Source organism: Ruegeria sp. ABV4_181 (assembly GCF_056158465.1).
This window is the reverse complement of sequence record NZ_JBSWTI010000002.1, coordinates 2,078,654-2,096,471: the sequence shown is the minus strand read 5'-3', so window position 1 is coordinate 2,096,471 and position 17,818 is coordinate 2,078,654. Positions and strand designations below refer to the sequence as shown.

General features: G+C 59.0%; 16 protein-coding genes. 11 read left to right on the top strand and 5 right to left on the bottom strand.

All coding sequences use genetic code 11. The annotated features are described in order from the left end of the window. Positions 1 to 19: 19 nt before the first annotated feature. The gene (locus ACXAC3_RS10345; RefSeq protein WP_475159472.1) at positions 20 to 943 is read right to left on the bottom strand and encodes a 2-hydroxyacid dehydrogenase; all 924 of its coding nucleotides are present in this window, start codon (positions 941 to 943) and stop codon (positions 20 to 22) included. A 66-nt stretch (positions 944 to 1,009) separates the two neighbouring features. Beyond that, complete coding sequence (locus ACXAC3_RS10340) at positions 1,010 to 2,809, bottom strand: IlvD/Edd family dehydratase (protein WP_475159471.1); 1,800 nt, start codon at positions 2,807 to 2,809, stop codon at positions 1,010 to 1,012. A 231-nt stretch (positions 2,810 to 3,040) separates the two neighbouring features. On the opposite strand from ACXAC3_RS10340, the gene ACXAC3_RS10335 reads away from it, so the two are divergent. Together ACXAC3_RS10335 and denD are read left to right on the top strand one after the other, a co-directional pair. After that, positions 3,041 to 3,925 carry an NAD(P)-dependent oxidoreductase gene (locus ACXAC3_RS10335; RefSeq protein WP_475159470.1) on the top strand — a complete coding sequence of 295 codons (885 nt, stop codon included), beginning with the start codon at positions 3,041 to 3,043 and terminating at the stop codon, positions 3,923 to 3,925. Beyond that, on the top strand, positions 3,922 to 4,890 hold the full coding sequence (gene denD / locus ACXAC3_RS10330) for a D-erythronate dehydrogenase (protein ID WP_475159468.1): 969 nt from the start codon (positions 3,922 to 3,924) through the stop codon (positions 4,888 to 4,890). Before ACXAC3_RS10335 ends, denD begins: the two co-directional genes overlap by 4 nt. Here denD and ACXAC3_RS10325 read toward each other — a convergent pair. Further along, positions 4,887 to 5,537 carry a GntR family transcriptional regulator gene (locus tag ACXAC3_RS10325; RefSeq protein WP_475159464.1) on the bottom strand — a complete coding sequence of 217 codons (651 nt, stop codon included), beginning with the start codon at positions 5,535 to 5,537 and terminating at the stop codon, positions 4,887 to 4,889. The two genes, denD and ACXAC3_RS10325, sit on opposite strands and share 4 nt — an antisense overlap. A 195-nt stretch (positions 5,538 to 5,732) precedes the next feature. On the opposite strand from ACXAC3_RS10325, the gene ACXAC3_RS10320 reads away from it, so the two are divergent. From ACXAC3_RS10320 to ACXAC3_RS10280, 9 genes are all read left to right on the top strand, one after another. Beyond that, on the top strand, positions 5,733 to 6,746 hold the full coding sequence (locus ACXAC3_RS10320) for a TRAP transporter substrate-binding protein (protein ID WP_475159460.1): 1,014 nt from the start codon (positions 5,733 to 5,735) through the stop codon (positions 6,744 to 6,746). A 73-nt stretch (positions 6,747 to 6,819) separates the two neighbouring features. After that, a complete protein-coding gene (locus ACXAC3_RS10315; protein ID WP_475159458.1) occupies positions 6,820 to 7,989 on the top strand; it encodes a mandelate racemase/muconate lactonizing enzyme family protein in 1,170 nt (389 codons plus the stop codon). A 17-nt stretch (positions 7,990 to 8,006) separates the two neighbouring features. Continuing rightward, the gene (locus tag ACXAC3_RS10310) at positions 8,007 to 8,849 is read left to right on the top strand and encodes a TRAP transporter small permease subunit (protein ID WP_475159455.1); all 843 of its coding nucleotides are present in this window, start codon (positions 8,007 to 8,009) and stop codon (positions 8,847 to 8,849) included. After that, positions 8,849 to 10,471 carry a TRAP transporter large permease gene (locus ACXAC3_RS10305; RefSeq protein WP_475159452.1) on the top strand — a complete coding sequence of 541 codons (1,623 nt, stop codon included), beginning with the start codon at positions 8,849 to 8,851 and terminating at the stop codon, positions 10,469 to 10,471. Before ACXAC3_RS10310 ends, ACXAC3_RS10305 begins: the two co-directional genes overlap by 1 nt. A gap of 10 nt (positions 10,472 to 10,481) precedes the next feature. Then, on the top strand, positions 10,482 to 11,432 hold the full coding sequence (locus ACXAC3_RS10300) for a phytanoyl-CoA dioxygenase family protein (protein ID WP_475159450.1): 951 nt from the start codon (positions 10,482 to 10,484) through the stop codon (positions 11,430 to 11,432). A 24-nt stretch (positions 11,433 to 11,456) separates the two neighbouring features. Then, positions 11,457 to 12,452, top strand: a complete 996-nt coding sequence (locus ACXAC3_RS10295; RefSeq protein ID WP_475159447.1) for a Gfo/Idh/MocA family protein — start codon at positions 11,457 to 11,459, stop codon at positions 12,450 to 12,452. Positions 12,453 to 12,542: 90 nt separating this feature from the next. Next, positions 12,543 to 13,430: an NAD(P)-dependent oxidoreductase gene (locus ACXAC3_RS10290; protein ID WP_475159445.1), complete on the top strand. Its 888-nt coding sequence runs from the start codon at positions 12,543 to 12,545 to the stop codon at positions 13,428 to 13,430. Between the two features lie 3 nt (positions 13,431 to 13,433). Beyond that, the gene (locus tag ACXAC3_RS10285) at positions 13,434 to 14,315 is read left to right on the top strand and encodes a DMT family transporter (RefSeq protein WP_475159443.1); all 882 of its coding nucleotides are present in this window, start codon (positions 13,434 to 13,436) and stop codon (positions 14,313 to 14,315) included. Further along, entirely contained in the window at positions 14,312 to 15,175 is an 864-nt protein-coding gene (locus tag ACXAC3_RS10280) for a sugar kinase (RefSeq protein WP_475159441.1), read from the top strand. Before ACXAC3_RS10285 ends, ACXAC3_RS10280 begins: the two co-directional genes overlap by 4 nt. Here ACXAC3_RS10280 and ACXAC3_RS10275 read toward each other — a convergent pair. Both ACXAC3_RS10275 and uxaC read right to left on the bottom strand, forming a co-directional pair. Next, positions 15,162 to 16,358, bottom strand: a complete 1,197-nt coding sequence (locus tag ACXAC3_RS10275; RefSeq protein WP_475159440.1) for a mannitol dehydrogenase family protein — start codon at positions 16,356 to 16,358, stop codon at positions 15,162 to 15,164. The genes ACXAC3_RS10280 and ACXAC3_RS10275 overlap by 14 nt on opposite strands. Further along, entirely contained in the window at positions 16,359 to 17,723 is a 1,365-nt protein-coding gene (gene uxaC / locus ACXAC3_RS10270; protein WP_475159439.1) for a glucuronate isomerase, read from the bottom strand. Positions 17,724 to 17,818 lie beyond the last annotated feature (95 nt).

The window sequence follows — 17,818 nt, the reverse complement described above, 5'->3', positions numbered from 1 at the left end:
GAACGGAGCCCAGAGGCGCTTACAAATCCTTGCATTCGGGAACGGGTGTCAAAACGGTGCCGTCTTCCAGGTGCCGCAACAGGTTGTCGACAGTCAGGTCGCCCATCGCCGCGCGAGTTTCGACCGTAGCGCTGCCGGCGTGGGGCAAGAGGACGACGTTCGGCAACTCCCGCAGAGCTTTGGGAACCCGCGGTTCGTCGCGAAAAACATCAAGGCCGGCCCAGCCCAGCCTACCCTCCTGCAGTGCCGCGATTAGCGCGGTTTCATCCACAACCGACCCCCTGCTGACATTTATCAGCGTTCCACCGGGGCCCAGAGCCCCGATCACCTCGGCATCTACGATCTTTTCGGTCGCTGGACCTCCGGGTGTGATGCAGATCAGGACATCAACATATGCGGCCATGTCCACGATGTTATCGAAATACCTGTAGGGAACGTCCTTTGGTGCGCGCGTGTGGTAAACAATTTCGGGGTTCCACGGCTCCAGTTTACGCGCGATGGCCTGCCCGATCCGCCCCAGCCCCAGTATGCCGATCTTCCGGTTGTCCGCCGACCGGGTCAGCGGTGCATTGCCTTTGTTTTCCCAATCCCCTGACCGGACATAAGCATCGTCCCGCACCAGTTCCCGGTAGCAGGATAACATCAGTAAAACCGCCGTTGTGGCAACTTCCTGATTCAAAACGTCGGGCGTATGGGTCACGACCACCCCTCGCCGGGCGGCTGCGCTGGCATCAACTGCGTCATAGCCGACGCCATAGACGCTGATGGCTTTCAGGTTCGGCAGCGCCGCCATCAGGTCGGTAGGCACGCCGTCATGGCCGTTGGTGATTATGTACGTGATTTTGCCGGCGTCGAAATCGTCCAACTGGCGGATTTCGAACGCCCTGTTCAGACGGGTGCGCATCGCCTCGGTAATACCGCCAATCTGCAAAAGATCAGGCATGACGGACAACCTTCCGACCAACTGCTCGGGCAGCGTCAAAGCATGTCAATTTCATCCCCTCGTCCTTCAGTGATTATCCCGAGGCAGGGATTTGCGCGCGATATCCTGAAACGCATCCGCCCCTTTCAACGTCATGCCGCGATCCAGCCGGTCTACCTTTTCGCGGAAAATTTCTTGCCACGGTGACTGGCTGAGCGGCATCGCATACCCACCCGCAGCCTCAAGCGCGCGGGCCCGATCGTTCAACTCATCCAGCGGCACCAGCATGTCCGCCGATCCCTTGCCCAGATCAATGCGCAGACGGTCGCCGTTCCGGACCAGTGCCAGCCCGCCCCCCTCGGCAGCCTCGGGCGAGGCGTTCAGGATCGAAGGGCTGCCGGATGTGCCCGATTGCCGCCCGTCGCCGATACATGGCAGGGCCTCGACCCCCTTTTGGATCAGGTAGGACGGCGGCCGCATATTCACCACCTCGGCAGCGCCGGGATAGCCGACAGGGCCGGCGCCGCGCATGATCAGGATACAGGTCTCGTCGATGTTTTCCGCCGGATCGTCGATCCTGTGATGGAAATCTTCGGGGCCATCGAACACCACGGCGCGCCCTTCAAATGCGTCGGGGTCATCCGGGTTCGACAGGTAAGCCTTGCGAAACGCGGGTGAGATCACCGAGGTTTTCATAATCGCGCTTTCGAACAGGTTGCCCGAGAGGTTGATGAACCCGGCCTGCTGTTTGACCGGCTCACTTACCGGTCTTATCACGTCAGTGTTCAATGACCGGCGATCGGTACAGTTCTGACCGATGGAGCGCCCGTTGACCGTCACGGTTTCGGGATTGGGCAGCAAGCCGCCCGCGATAAGTTCGCCCACCACGGCCGGGACACCGCCCGACTGTTGATAATCCTCACCTAAATACTTGCCCGCGGGCTGCATGTTGACCAACAGCGGTATGTCGTGCCCGAGTGCCTGCCAATCGTCGTTGTTCAATGGCACGCCCAGATGTCTGGCAATGGCGTTCAGGTGGATGGGCGCGTTGGTCGATCCACCGATGGCCGAGTTGACAACAATTGCGTTTTCGAACGCCGCACGGGTCATCACATTGCTTGGGCGCAGGTCCTCCCACACCATCTCGACAATGCGCCTGCCGGTTTCATAGCTGATCTGCCCGCGTTCCCGATACGGCGCGGGAATGGCGGCCGATCCCGGCAACTGCATCCCCAGCGCCTCGGCCAGTGAATTCATCGTCGTGGCCGTTCCCATCGTGTTGCAATACCCAACGGAAGGCGCGGATGCGGCTGCGATCTCCATGAACTCGTCGGTGTCGATCCGGCCTGCGGCAAGGTCTTCGCGCGCTTTCCAGATCACGGTGCCCGACCCGGCCCGCTCGCCTTTCCACCACCCGTTCAGCATCGGACCGACCGACAGGGCAATGGCCGGAATATTCACCGTGGCCGCCGCCATCAACAGCGCCGGCGTGGTCTTGTCGCAGCCGATGTTCAGAACGACCCCGTCCAATGGGTATCCAAACAGGCTTTCCACCAGCGACAGGTAGGCCAGATTTCGGTCCAGCGACGCGGTCGGGCGTTTGCCGGTTTCCTGAATCGGATGCACCGGGATTTCTATGCATGTACCCCCAGCCGCGATGATGCCATCGCGAACCCGCTTTGACAGTTCGATATGGTGACGGTTGCAGGGGCTCAGGTCGCTGCCGGTCTGGGCGATACCAATGATCGGCTTGCCGGATTGCAGCTCGGCCCGCGTCAGGCCGTAGTTCAGATACCGCTCAAGATACAGCGCCGTCATCTCAAGGTTTTCAGAATTCATGAACCATTTGCGTGACCGCAGTTGGTCTTTCGAGATTCTTCGGGTCATTGGCCTGTCCACCCCCGGTTCGATGATTTGGTGTGCCGCTGATAAACTCGCCGCCCAGGACGCGGGCGTCAATCTCGAAAATTTTTATATTTTCGTGATTTTGGCCGCGAATCGGTTAGGTTCGGCGCAAATGAATGCGATTGGAAATCCATAGCGCCTGCTGGCTGACCCCTTACAGGATCAACTCTCGACCGAACTCAGGACGCTATTACGCAGAAAGGACCCGTCGGCATGACGCAAAACAGCCGAATAACCCTGATCGGCACCGGCCTGATGGGCGCGCCTATGGCTTGGAATTTGCTGAAGGCCGGATTTAACCTGACCGTATGGAACCGAAGCGCCGAAAAGGCCAAACCCCTAGTTGACAAAGGCGCCGATACTGCCACCACGGCGGCGGAAGCAATTTCAGGTGCCGACGTCATAATTACCATGTTGTCAGATGGGTTCGCCACGGCAGAGCTTTTGTCGGATGCAGCCTTCCGCAGCGCGCTTCGGCCTGGAATGATATGGATCGACATGTCCAGCGCCAAGCCGGAACACGCGCGCGAACAATCCGCCCAGCTTAAGGACATGGGCGTCGCCCATCTGGATGCGCCGGTTTCGGGGGGCACGAAGGGTGCCGAAGCGGGCTCTCTGGCGATCATGGTGGGCGGAGAGGACAGAACGCTGGAACTGGTTAAACCCATTCTGTCCGCCATGGGCCGCCCGGTTCTTGTTGGCCCCTCCGGAACGGGGCAATTGTGCAAACTGGCCAATCAGACCATCGTGGCTGTCACCATCTCGGCTGTGGCCGAGGCGACATTGCTGGCCGAAAAGGGCGGCGCTGATCCTGCCGCCCTGCGACAGGCCCTGAAGGGTGGATTTGCGGATTCGATCATTCTGCAACAACATGGCGAACGGATGTCCGAGGGCAATTTTACACCCGGCGGCCTGTCGAAGTTCCAACTCAAAGACCTGGACAACACTCTGGCCGAGGCCACAGCATTGGGACTGGAACTGCCGTCAACACAGGCCGTTCGGGACAGGTTCGAATACCTGATAAACCACATGGACGGCGCGGAAATTGATCATTCCGGGCTCTATCTTGAGCTCAAAAAGCGGAACGGATTGCTGTGACCGGGGTCCTGATCATCGGCGGCGCGGGCATGCTGGGGCGGAAACTGACCCAACGCATCCTTTCGGAACGCACCTTCGGCCTGTCGGCAAACTTGACGCTGTTTGACCGGGCGGTCACTGATGCGGGCACTGGCACCACGACCGTGACGGGCGATCTGTCTCATCCCGAAACCGTCCGGTCGCTTGCCGCCACCCGACCTGATGTGATCTTTCACCTTGCCGCAATCGTTTCGGGTCAGGCCGAGACCGATTTTTCGCTTGGCTGGAACGTCAACATGATGGCGATGTGGAACCTGCTGACCGCGCTGAGAACCGAACATGAAACATCCGGCGGAACATATTGTCCCCGCGTGGTTTTCACATCATCCATTGCCGTTTTCGGAGGACCCTATCCGGACCAGATCGGAGACGAGTTCCTGACCGCGCCGCTGACAAGTTACGGCGCTCAGAAAGCGGCGTCGGAACTGATGATCTCGGACTTCAGCCGCAAAGGGTACATCGACGGCATTTCGCTGCGCCTTCCGACGCTGTGCGTCCGGCCCGGCAAGGCGAACGCTGCGGCTTCGTCTTTCTTTTCCGGCATCATCCGCGAACCGCTGAACGGGTCAGAGGCCATTTTGCCGGTACCCGACACAGTGCGTCACTGGCATGCAAGTCCGCGCGCCGCGGCAACTTTCCTGACCCATGCCGCGCAACTCGATACAGCCCTGTTGGACGACCGCCGCGCCCTCAACATGCCGGGCATCAGTTGCACTGTTGCCGAACAGATCGAAGCACTCAGACAAGTGGCGGGTCAGGCGGCTGTTGATCTGATCAGGCCGGTCCCAGATCCGATGATCGCGCAGATCGTTGCGGGCTGGCCGCGCGACTTCAAGCCGGACCGAGCCCGTGCCCTTGGGTTTAAAGCTGAACGAAATTTCGAAGAGATTATCAGGATCTATCTTCAGGACGATCTGCCCGGTTAGTCGCCCATGGTCTTTCCGGTCAGGTGACGGGCCAGATGGTCGTGGATTTTCTGCCGCGTCAGGTCTTCGTCCCCCGAAAGCGCAGCTTCGAGAATATTGGCGTGGTGCTGAATATTTGCGGAAATGAACTCGAACCGCCGATCTGCAACCATCAACTGCTGGCGGAACTGCGCGTAAATACGCCCGTGCATCTGTTGCAGCGTCTCGGATTTGCAGGCTGAAATCAGCGTCTGATGGAACTCTTTTTCCGAGGCAAACCAGATGTTGACCAGATCGCTGGGGTCGCCCTTGGCGTGGATGCGCTTTTCGATATGGCTCAGCTTGTGATGCGCTGCGGTCAGGCGGGCTTCCCAATCCACACCGCCATTACGGATGGACAAAACGGTTCCTTCGCCTTCAAGAAGTATCCGCAAATGGGTCAGTTCGATCAGTTTCTGGGGTGAGCGGTTGGGAACCCGGAACCCCCTTTGCTCCTGAAAATCGGCCAGACCGACAGTGGACAGGCGGAACAGCACCTCTCGAACCGTGCTGGCGGAACACCCGTATTCCTTTCGCAGATCTTCAGCCCGCAGCTTTGTTCCGTGCTCGAACCCGTTGGAAATAAGCCGGGACTTAAGATCCTGATAAATATCAACTTCGCTGTTCATTATGCTGTGCGCCCCGGTCTTCTGTCCCTGCATGTCGTATCTGCATTTTCGTTTTTTTGCAATAATCTCGAAATTTTTTCAAATTTCACATTTTACTTGTTGCAATCGATTCGCCGTCCTAACGTCGAATGGCGTTCGTTGACAAGGGGGCCTCAAGATCTCCAGCGCGCCACGCATAACGTCTGGGAGGACAATATGAAATTATTGACGACAGCGGCCGCTGTGGCCGTAGCGACCACGATGGCGGCCACACTTGCCACGGCCGAGACAACCAAGCTTCGCATTCAGACTCATTTCTCACCCGAGCAACTGTCAGGCAAGATGGCGGCCAAATTCGTCGACGACATTACGGAAATGTCAAATGGCGAAATCGAAGTTGAGATGTTCTATTCCTCATCCGTTGTTAAGTCGGTTGAAACCTTCGATGCCGCGGCGACGGGCATTCTGGATTGCGACATGACCGGCGGCGGCTATCAGACCGGCAAGAACCCGGCCTTCCAGTTCGCCGGCGATCTTCTGGGCGGGTATCAGAACCCTTATCAGCAGATGGCATGGCTGCTGCATGGCGGCGGCCGGGACGCCTTGAACGAGCTGTATAACGGGTATGATATGGAATTCGTCGGCTGGTGGATTCCCGGACCGGAATCGCTGGCATCGACCAAGCCGATCAAGACAGCGGCCGATTTCAAGGACTGGAAATTCCGCTCTCCTCCGGGGCTTGCGACCAAGGTGTTTGCCGAACTGGGTGCCTCGCCGATCGTGATGGACTTCAACGAAATCTTCACCGCGCTTGAGACCGGCATCATTGATGGCGCGGATGCTGCGAACCTGACCAATAATGTGGGTCTGGGCCTGTATGAAATCGCCGGACACACCAACTATCCGGGCTTCCATTCCATGCCGGCGGACCATCTTGCCTGCCGCAAGGATGTCTGGGAAGCCATGCCCGCGCATCATCGCAAGATTATCGAGGTCGCGATGGACAGCCTGGCCCTGCACAACGCAACCATAAACGAAGTGCAGAACGCCCAGACCGCCAAGGACCTGCGGGCCAAGGGCATCGAGCTTTATGAATGGTCGCCCGAAGACCTGGCCGCGTACCGGGCCGCCGTTCAGGTCGGCTGGACGGACTTCGCCACAACGCCCGAGGCCAAGGCGCTTTTGGAAAGCCATGTCGAGTTCCTGAGGAATCTGGGGGCGATGCAATAAACGGCATCCTGCCAAGAAATCGGAAAGGCCGCTTGGGCGGCCTTTCCGCACCTGTCCCGGGCGCGTGGGTCTCATGAAAATCACCAGGATTATCAGTCACGTACTCAAGTACGACATGCCCGAGGCGCTGGGATACTCGCAACAGTTTTACACCCAGCGCACCGCGCATCTGGTCGAAGTTGAGACGGATCAGGGCGTGACTGGCTGGGGCGAGTGTTTCGGGCCCGGCGCTGTGGCGGTCGCAAACAAATCCATAGTCGAACACGTGATCCAGCCGATGGTGCTGGGGATGGACCCACTGGACCGGGACGTGATCTGGCACAAGGTATACAACCTTTTGCGAGATCACGGGCAAGCCGGAATGCCGGTTCAGGCCCTGTCTGGGATCGATATTGCGCTGTGGGACATATCCGGGAAGGTGGCGGGCCTGCCTCTGCACAAGCTGATTGGGGGCAGCCACCGAACCCACGTGCCCTGTTACGGCTACGGTATGATGCTGCGCGACGAACCGGTCGCAGATTTGGCCGCCCGGTTCGCCGATGAGGCGGCGCAGATCAAGGACATAGGGTTCGTCGCCACCAAGATGAAAACCGGCACCGGCCCCCGGTCGGATGTGACCCTTTGCGAGGCCGTTCGGCGCAGCATCGGCAACCACTATCCGTTCATGGTTGATGCAAATCATGCCTATACGACTTCGGACGCGTTCTTTGTCGGGCACGCGCTGGAGGAATTGAATGCCTATTGGTTCGAAGAACCCGTCGCCCCCGAGGATATTGACGGATACCGGGAACTGCGCGCGGGTCTGAAGGTCAACATCGCTGGTGGTGAGGCAGTGTTCAACCGCTGGAACTGGCGTGCTTTGCTGGAAAGTCGGGGCCTTGGCATTGCCCAGCCCGAAGTTTGCGCGCTGGGTGGAATCTCGGAGTATTTGCGCGTGCTGACGCTGTGCCACGCGCATTTCACGCCGGTCGTCAATCACGTCTGGGGCAGCGCCATCGCCGTGGCCACAAACCTGCAGCTTCTGGCGGCCATGCCGGCAATGCCGGGCGGGCTGCACCCGTGGGAACCGATGCTGGAGTTCGACACGACAGACAACAAATTCAGGGACGAGTTGCTGACTGAACCGCTGGACATACAGGCGCAGGTCAAGGCCAATGCCGGCCGCGTCAGCGTCCCGACGACCCCCGGTATCGGCGTCGAGCCTGACCGGGATTTCATTGATCACTACAAGATAGCTGCCTAGCGGTGAAGGGACGCGCGATGCGAAAGTCGACCGGTGGATTAGTTGAATGGTTGGTGCCCCTGGCCTTTGTCGCGACCGCCAGTTGGCTGGTCTGGCACCTGCCCGCATTTTTGCTGGATTGGCTGCCCTATACATCCGAGTCCCTGAAAGGTCAGGTCGAAGAAATTTACCTGCGCAGCGATGTCACGCCGGAAATGGCGGGCATCTTTGGCGGGTACATCGACATCATCGACCTTCTGGCCCTGATCCTGACCCCCATCCTTGCCATAATCGGTGCGCGTTCCGTGCGCCTTGCCGCCATGGAGTACGGCGGCTCCAGCGGCATAGATCGCTTTGCGCTGTTCATTGGCCGCGTCACCATGATGATGATCGCGATCATGACCATCGTGATGCTGTACGAAGTCTTCATGCGCTACATCCTGGAAAAGCCGACCGAATGGGCCAACGAAATGACCCTGTGGTTCGCCAGCTTTGTGTTCCTGATGTCCGGGTACTACGCCATGCAACAGCGCAGCCATATCCGGATTTTCCTGCTTTACGATGCGGTGCCGCGCTGGCTGCAGCGCGTCTTTGACACGGTATCGACCGTTCTGATCGTGATGTTCGCCTTTTTTCTGGTGTTTGGCAGCTACAAACAGGTCTTCGTGAATAAGCTATATAAATGGGAGCTTTACGGCTCGGCCTTCAACCCGCCAATTCCCGCCACGTTGCAGCCTATGGTGCTGATCGTGATCACTCTGGTCGCGATGCAGGCGATCGTGAACCTGATCGCGGACTGGAACAAGGAACCCGAAATTCACACGGACGAACCGGATGAGGACGAGATCGAGATGCTGAAGAAAGCGATGGGGCAAGACTGATGGATATTGGCACGATCTCACTGATCCTGATGGTCGCCCTGATCGTCCTTCTGGCGATTGGCATGCCGCTGGGGCTGGCGTCGGCATCACTGGCCGTTCTGGTGCTGGTTCTGAAGTTCGAACCGACCCTGCTGCTGAATCCTTTTTCCTTTGGTGACGGCATCCTGACAGGGCGGCCGGGGACCGGCCCGCTCTATATTCTGGCGCAGAAGATATACGGGCTTTTGACGGACTACGTTCTCATATCCGTTCCGTTGTTCATCTTCATGGCGTCCCTTCTGGAACGTTCGGGCATCGCCAAGGATATGTATTCTTCCCTGAACGTCTGGCTGTCGCGGACGCGGGGCGGGATTGCCATCGTGACCTCGATCATGGCCGTCATCATGGCGGCGATGTCCGGCATCATTGGTGGCGAAGTCGTGCTATTGGGTCTGATCGCTTTGCCGCAGATGCTGCGCCTTGGCTATAACCAGAACCTTGCAATCGGCGTAATCTGTGCGTCCGGGTCTTTGGGCACCATGATCCCGCCGTCGATTGTTCTGATCATCTACGGTCTGATCACCGAAACCTCGATCAAGTCACTGTTCACCGCGTCCTTCATTCCCGGCTTTATGCTGGCATCGATGATCATCCTTTACATCGTCATTCGCACCCGGCTGAACCCGGATGATGCCCCCCTGCCCGAACCTGACCCGAACGACCCCGAACCGACCGAAAAACGCAAGCTCTTTGCCGCGTTCATGAGCATTGTCGTCGCCGGATTTTCAACCACGCTTTTTATTCGTGCGGCGTTTTTCGAGTTGTCCGGATCAAACGCAGCCAGCCAGGGGGAACCGGCGCGGTTCGGAACCGCTGAGTACTTGCCGTGGTTTGTGGGGATTACCGTCGTTGCCCTGCTGCTGATCTTCTTCGTCTTCGGCAAAGAGCGCGCGAAAATCGGGTGGGACATGGGCAAGGGTCTTGTTGCGCCGCTGGTTGTAATCGGCGTCGTGCTCGGGTCGATCTATGGCGGCATTACCGGGATTACTGAAGCGGCCGGCATGGGGGCATTCGCGGTGCTGGTGATCGCCTTCCTGCGGGGCGAAGGGTCGTTCGAGCTGGTCTGGGACAGCCTTATGCGCACGCTGAAATCCACCGGCACGATCATCTGGGTGACTATCGGTGCAGCGGCTCTTGCCGGTGCATATACCATCGCCGGAGGCCCGCAATACGTGGCGGACCTGATCGTCGGGCAGGACTTGCCGTCGATGCTGGTTATTCTGGTGATGATGCTGATCCTGCTGTTCATGGGGGCGTTCATGGACTGGGTGGGGATCGTGCTGCTGATCATCCCGGTATTCCTGCCCATCGTGTTGCGCCTGCCCATCGAGGAAATCGGGGTCATTGGACAGCTTGAACCCAGCCACGTGGCGATCTGGTTCGGCGTTGTATTCTGTATGAATATGCAGGTCAGCTTTCTGTCGCCACCGTTTGGTCCGGCGGCGTTCTATCTGAAATCCGTGGCCCCGCCGCATATCAGCCTGACGGATATCTTCAGGGGTTTTCTGCCGTTCATCGGTATCCAGTTGCTGGCCCTGTCGGTGCTGCTGATCTGGCCCGGCATAATCGCTTTGCTTCTGTAGGAGACGCCCAATGCTGACCCAGAACCAGATCGACCATTTCACGGACCGGGGCTATCTGGTCGTGCCAAACGTCATCCCCGCTGACATCCTGGATGCGGTCAAGGCGGAATACGCCGAACTGCTGAACCGGCTGTATCAGGACTGGTTTGCTCAGGGCCGGGTTGAAACACCACCGACCGGGTTGGATTTCTGGGACAAACTGTTGTGTGCATATCAGGCGGGGTGCGATTATTTCCAGCCGCTGGATATTTCCCTGCCCGGTGACCGGATCATGGCCGACACCCCGTTTCACATTGGGCCAGCGGTGTTCGACATGCTGACTGCGGGACCACTTCTGGACGTGGTCGAACAACTGATCGGGCCCGAACTGACCAGCAACCCGATCCAGCACGTTCGCCTGAAACCCCCGGCCCAAAAACTGGCCAAGGACGAAATCCGCGCGCATATCACCGCAACGGACTGGCATCAGGACCGGGCCGTTGCGCTGGAAGAGGCCGATCAGACCGACATGGTCACCGTCTGGATCGCTGTAAATGACGCGACGGTCGAAAACGGCTGTCTGCAGGTCCGGCCCAAAAGCGCAGACCAGGATATCCTGCCGCATTGCGCCCGCACCCAGACCGGCATCGCCGAAGGGTTCATCGACGAAACCGACGTACTGCCGTTGCCTGTCAAAGCCGGCGGTGTGGTGATGTTTCATCCGCTGACCCCGCACGCATCGCTAACCAACACCACCGACGCGTTCCGATGGAGTTTTGACATCCGGTACAGCGTGACGGGTCAACCCACCGGGCGGGGCCATTTCCCGGATTTCGTGGCGAGATCGCGGGCCAAACCCGAAACCGAACTGAGGGATTGGCGAACCTGCAAAGCCCAGTGGTTGGCTGCGCGGGACCGGCTATCCCGACAACCCCATATCGACATTCACCGATGGAACTCGGATTCACCCTATTGCGCCTGACAGCCTTCAAACCGGAGAGATGATGTGAAACGTCTTCTTGTCGTTGGCGGCGGATTGATCGGCATTCGCCACGTCCACGCGGTTCAGGCGCATCCCGGTTGCGTTCTGGCCGGGCTTGCCGACCCGGATATGTCCATTCAGGCCGAAACCCTGCGATTTGCCACGATCGAAGACGTCACCTGCCCTGTGGACGGCGTCATCATTGCCACGCCAACGCATCTGCACGCGTCACACGGAAAGATGGCGGCAGAGCGCGGTTGGCACATGCTGATCGAAAAACCGGTGGCGGGGTCGGTTCAGGACGCACGATCTCTTGGGCAAGCGGTAGGCGCCGCGGGTGTGTCTTCGCTGGTCGGTCACCACAGACGCTACCACGGCTCGGTTCAGCATTTGAAATCCGTTCTTGCCGACGAGCAAATTGGTGAGGTCGTCACGGTTTCGCTCATCTGGGCGATGAAAAAGCCCGACAGTTACTTTGAGCAGAACTGGCGCACATCCGGCGGCAGCCCGGTGATGATCAACCTCGTCCACGACATTGATCTGCTGCGCTTTGTCATCGGTGAAATCGCCGATACCGCCGCGCTGCGCGGTCGGTCGGTGCGTGGCAGTGACAGGGTGGAAAGCGGCGCCGTTGCGCTGAGTTTCGAAAACGGCGCGACGGGCACAATCAGCTTTGCCGACACAACACCCAGCCCCTGGGGATTTGAGGCCGGGATAGGCGAGAACCCAAATATCGGAACCACCCGTCAGGACATGCTCTGGATCACTGGCACTAAAGGCGCAATCAGCTATCCGTCCATGACCCTCTGGCGGGGTCAGGACTGGGGTACACCTGCCCAAAGTAAGCAACTTGACCTGGGCCCCGATCACCGCACGCCGCTTGAAGCGCAGTTGGACCATTTTCTTGAGGTGATGGACGGCGCGCCGCCCCTGATTGATGTCGCGGACGCCGCGCGCACGCTGGCCGTTGCAACAAGGATAGAACAGGAATTGGCAGCCAAGGCGGATCAAATTGCCTAGCCAAATGCCGGCATCCGCCCGGCCACAGAAACCGAAACTCGCGCGACACCACGTGTCGTCAGATCATTGATTGGACGAAAGGAAAACCCGATGAGCAAACCTTCGATTGGATTCATTGGCCTAGGAATCATGGGCGGCGCCATGGTCAGCCGCCTTCAGGACCTGGGTTACCTTGTGAAGGTGCTGGGCAACAGGGACCGCACCCATCTGGACGCCGCGATATCCCGCGGCGCGACCGAAGCTGCAAATGCCCGTGAACTGGCTCAGGCAAGCGATATCGTGATGCTGTGCATGGGAACCTCAGATCAGGTCGAAAGCCGGATGCGTGGGCAAGACGGCGTTCTGGCAGGGCTGCGCGGCGGGGCTGTTGTCGTTGATTTCGGCACCTCCCTTCCCGGCAGTACGAAACAGCTTGCGACCGAAGTGTCGGCCGTCGGCGGACAATATCTGGATGCGCCGCTGGGCCGCACGCCGTCACATGCGCTGGACGGACAACTCAACATCATGACGGCGGGGGACCAGGCAGCGTTTGAGGTCGTTGAACCTGTGCTGAAGGATCTGGGCGAAAACGTCTTTTACCTCGGCCAGTCCGGTTCCGGCCACACGATCAAGCTGATTAACAACTTTTTCGGAATGACGGTGGCAAACGCCATGGCCGAAGCGTTTGCCATGGCTGATGTTGCGGGCGTCGACCGGGAACAGTTGTACGATGTCATGGCCGCGGGGCCGCTGCATTCGGGGATGATGGATTTCGTCAAGGCTTACGGCGTGGGCAACGACCCCAACCAGTTGGCCTTTGCCATCAAGAACGCCGCCAAGGATCTGGGATATTATGCGCGCATGGCCGATGACGCCGGCGTCGACAGCATTATGTCCAAGGGCACTCTGGCCGCTCTGACCGATGCACGCGACAATGGGCAGGCAGAGGACATGGTCAGTCAGATGGTCGATTACTACGTCAAGCGTTTCAAAGGCTAGCCCGTGGCCGTCGCTGCCAAATCCACCGCCGACCTGCCAAGGCTGGGCATCCTGATGATGCTGGCGGCTTGGCTGGCATTTTCCTTTGTGGATCTGGGCGCGAAATGGCTTGCCGTTGCGGGCATTCCTGCGTTCCAGCTGGCGTTCATGCGCTATGCCGGGCATTTCGTGATCTCAACCGGGGTCATCGCAAAAGGCGGACTGCAGGCGGACAAATTCAAGACCGACCATCTTTGGTCCGTGATCAGCCGCGCCATGCTGTTGATCTCGGCCACGGTGCTGAATTTCTACGCCCTGCAATTCCTGCCGCTGACTGTGGTTTCGGCGATCATGTTCTCAAGCCCCGTTATCGTGTGCTTTCTGTCCGTCTTTGTTCTGAGGGAACGGGTCGGACCCTGGCGGTGGGCGGCAATCCTGCTGGGCTTCGTCGGCGTTCTGGTGGTGGTGCGCCCGTTTGGAACAGCTTTTCACCCGACCATGTTGCTGATCATTTACAACGCCACGGCTCTGGCGCTGTATTCCCTCATGACCCGAAAACTGTCAGGCGTCGTGGCGGTCGACACGATGCAGTTCTATCTGGGTTTGACGGGGACCGTGATCCTGTTGCCATTTGCGATCTGGACATGGGTTCAGCCGGAAAATATCTGGGGAATGGTTGTGCTCGTCGGATTGGGGATCATGGGCTGGGGTGGTCATCAACTGCTGACGAATGCGCACAGGTTCGGGACTGCGAACCAGCTGATGCCCTTTACCTATTCCTTCCTGATTTATGTCGCCATATGGGGTTATCTGTTCTTCGGTACCGTCCCCGACGGCGGCACCATAACCGGGGCCCTTCTGATTATGGGGGCCGGGCTGATCATATGGAAACGGGAACAGAGATGACGCGGATTGCCTGTATCGGCGAGGCCATGATCGAATTGTCGATCACAGATGCCAATGCGCAGCTTGGCGTTGCGGGTGACACCCTGAACACCGCGATATATAGCCGACGTCAGGCTCCTGCTCTGGGGATCGATTATGTTACCTGTCTGGGCGACGATCCAATGTCCGGGCGAATTTTCGATTTTATCGCTGGTCAGGGAATTGGAACAGCTGCCATTCAGACCATTGCCGGGGCGTCACCGGGACTTTATGCGATCAACACGTCACCGCAGGGCGAACGCAGTTTCACTTATTGGCGCAGCAACTCTGCCGCCAGACAGCTTTTTTCCGATCAGAACTTTGACCTCTTGAACGGCTATGACGCGCTGTATTTGTCCGGGATTTCTGTGGCCATCCTGCCCCATGCGATCCGGATCGCGCTGTTGGAATGGATGGACGCCAACCCGGTCACGGTGATCTATGACAGCAACTACAGACCCGGACTGTGGGAAAGTGTCGAACGTGCCCGCACGATCACGGCACGATACTGGCGGCGCGCGGATATCGCGCTGCCCTCGATAGATGACGAGATGGCATTGTTTGGCGAAACCGCCGGTCAGGTCGTCAACCGTTTCGCCAATCACTCGGGCACTGGGGCCCTGAAGCGCGGGGAAAAGGGGCCGCTCTCCATCGGGCAAGACGTACGGCAAACCTATGACCCTGCGCCGAAAGTGGTGGACACAACCGCCGCTGGCGACAGCTTTAACGGCGGCTATCTGGCTGCTGTGCTAACCGGCAGATCTCAGGCCGAGGCGCTGATGGCGGGTCACAGGATGGCCGCCACCGTGGTCGGGCATCGTGGTGCCATTATTCCCGAATAAGGGGTGCCAGATCCCCAGCATTCAGCATGGCCAACAGCCCCTGAGCGGGGTCTGCGAATTGCGCAACCCGAGTGATTACATCTGACATCGGATCATTCAGCGGACGACCCCGCGCGGTTTCCGAAACACAGAACGCAATCCACGCCCGAACCCCTTCAACGGCGGCTGGCGATCCGGTTTCCCGCACAGTTTCAATCAGCCTGTAAGGCAGCTTCTGGCTTCCATCCATGGCGATCTGATCCAGGCGGTGCGCCAGTTCCGGGTTCTCGAACCGTTTCAGCAGAGCCAGGGCATAGGCGGGCGCCTGCGCGCGAACCTGTGGCGGCAGCGTCGCCCCGGCATCCAGAAACAGTTGTTCGACCAGCGGGCGCAGAACAGAATCCTGAATGGCCTCGTGAACATAAGTGTGGTTCCGCGCCATCCCCGCATAAGCCAAAAGTGAATGAGCGCCATTCAGCATGCGCAGCTTGCGCAATTCGTGCGGCGCGACATCGTCGACAAACTGCACACCCGGCCAGTCCGGGCGTGGACCTGCGAAATCATCCTCGATGACCCATTCCGAGAACGCCTCGGTTGGAACCGCCATGGGATCGCCGCTGATGGCGCGGACGATATCGGTTGTGGCGGGGGTGATGCGGTCCACCATGGAATTCGGAAAGCTCACTTTGTCCCGGTTAATCACTAACCCGGCTTTCTTGGCGAACGCCATGACCGCAGCCCTCAGGGCCGAGCCGTTTGCAACCCGGTTGTCGCAACTTAGAACCGTCACCGGCCGGACCCGCCCGGCAAGGCCGCGGGCGAGGAAGCCGATCAAAGTGGACGGGCCCTGCCCGTTCAGATCGGCAATGATCGCAGGATCACGCAGGTTCAGTTCGCCTGACGGGTCCAGGTGATACCCCTTTTCCGTGACAGTCGCTGAAATTATGTCAGCATCCGCCATGGCGTCCAGAACGGCATCTGCGCTTTCGGGGGCAACCAGCACATCGCGCAGCACGCGGATATGTCTGACGCCCTGCCCCTGCACACACAGATCATAGGAAAACCCCTGCTTGGCCAGCCCGTCCCGGATCTCCGGCGACCGCAGGCTGACGCCAACCACATCCCATCCTCCTGCCCGATCCGTGTAATCCAGCAGATGCGCCCGCGCAAAGTTTCCCAGACCAAAATGAAGGATGCGACCCATCTATCCGTCCAACCCATACACCTGACGCGCCAGATCAACGGAAAGCAAACGCGCCAGATGTTCCGCATCGTCACGTCCGAAATACCCCCTGTCGACCTGTTGTGCCAGGTGGATCGCAACACCGCGCCGCCACAGATCATGACGCGCGGGTATCGACAGAAAGGCGCGGGTGTCGTCGTTGAACCCGGCCAGATTGTAGTAACCGGCCGTTTCGACCACCTGATCAAAATAGCGTGCAATGCCTGCCGGGCTGTCGTGAAACCACCATGGCGGACCGATGCGAAGGCAGGGCCAGTGCCCGGCCATGGGCGCCAGCTCTCGCGCATAGGTCGCCTCGTCCAGCGTGAACAGGATAAGGCGCAGTGCCGGGTTGTTACCCACCCGGTTCAACAGGGCGTCCAGCCCGCGAACCCAATCCATTGCAATCGGAATGTCTGCGCCTTTGTCACGACCAAACTCCCGCAACAGCGTAGCATTGGTGTTGCGCCTGCTGCCCGCGTGGATTTGCATGGTCAGCCCGTCTTCGACCGACATCTGGGCCATTTCGATCAGCATATGCCCGTAAAACCGCCTTGCATCCTGAGGCGTTCCTTCGCCTTGCCGCAGACGTTGATAGAGGGAGTCGGGATCGCTCAGCCATTCTGTGTGAACCACTTCGATCCCATGATCCGTTGCGGTGGCCCCCATCCGGATGAAATGCGCGCGGCGGTCGCGCAATGCGGAAATATACCCGGCGTATCTGCCGACGTCGTGACCGGTGAGGGCCTCAAGCCTGGCAAGGTTCTGTACGAAGTCCGGATCAGACCCGTCCAATACACCGTCCGGGCGAAAGGTCGGAATGACCCGACCCGACCAGTCGCTGGCTTTGATATCCGCATGATGATCAAGCTCATCCAGAGCAGAATCCGTAGTGGCCAGAACTTCAATTCCGAACCGGTCAAACAAAGCCCGCGGGCGAAAGCCTTCCTGTGCGAGACGGTCGTTAATCTGGTCATAAATGGCGTCCGCGGTCGCCGGCGACAATTCATCCGCAATCCCAAGCGTTTCGCGCAGGACATGGTTGATCCAGATACGGGACGGGGTTCCCAGAAACAAATGCCAATGGCGGGCGAAGGTTCGAAACACGGATCGGGGATCCACCCCGCGCCCCTGTGCGCCAACACCCAGTTCGTTCAGCGGCACACCCTGCGAATAGAGCATCCTGAATACATAGTGATCGGGAACAACCAAAAGCTCGGCTGCATTCGGAAACGGGGCGTTCGTGGCAAACCACGCGGGTTCGCAATGGCCGTGCGGCGACACGATCGGCAGGGTCTTGATACCCTGATACAACCCATCGGCCAGCTCCGAGGTTTTGCCTGACATTTTGGTTCCTCCGCCCGTATCTGCACATGTTAACATTCTTTTTGCCGCCTGCATCTTTCCGGTGCACAATCCCAAACAAATGTGCCTGCGGGGTA